1 protein-coding gene is annotated in these 648 nt (G+C 71.5%); it reads right to left on the reverse strand.

Going from position 1 to position 648, the window contains the following annotated elements; all coding sequences use genetic code 11:
- A partial coding sequence (locus tag APY03_RS44170; protein ID WP_269747396.1) for an amidase family protein occupies positions 1–648 on the reverse strand: 648 nt, incomplete at both ends.

The following is a 648-nucleotide window of genomic DNA, read 5'->3' on the forward strand; positions in this document are numbered from 1 at the left end:
GACCGAAGATCGGCCAGTTGAGGCAGGGCAATCTCCTCGATGCGGGCGCCGGCGGCGCGCAGGGTGCGCATCGTACGTTCGAAGGCGTGGGCGACGGCGGGCTCGATCTCGTCGAAGAACAGGTCCTTGACCACCGCCAGCCGGTAGGCTGAAAGCGGCGCCGTGCCGGCAGTTACGCGGCGGGCGGCCAGGATCTCGTGCGCGATGATGGCGTCGCGCACCGAGCGCGTCATGGCGCACACCGTGTCCAGCGTGGTCGACAGCGGCAGGGCGCCGTCCGTCGGCACCAGCCGCGCGGTGCTCTTGAAACCCACGATCCCATTGAGCGCCGCCGGGATTCGGATCGAGCCGCCGGTGTCGGAGCCCAGGCCGATGAAGGCAGCGCCGCTGGCCACGGAGATCGCGGCGCCCGAGGAGGAGCCCCCTGGAATTCGCTGCGTCACCGGATCGCACGAATTGACGGGGGTGCCGTGATGTGGATTGACGCCCACCCCCGAGAATGCGAACTCGGTCATGTTGGTGCGGCCGATCAGGGCGCCGCCGGCAGCGCGCAGGCGGGCCACCGCTGGTGCGTCGGCGTGGGCCGCGGGCGTGTGGGCCAGCACCACCGAGCCGGCTGCCGTCGGCTGGCCGGCGAGGTCGAACAGG

The organism is Variovorax sp. WDL1, assembly GCF_001541225.1.
In the GTDB taxonomy this organism is placed as follows: Bacteria; Pseudomonadota; Gammaproteobacteria; order Burkholderiales; family Burkholderiaceae_C; genus Variovorax.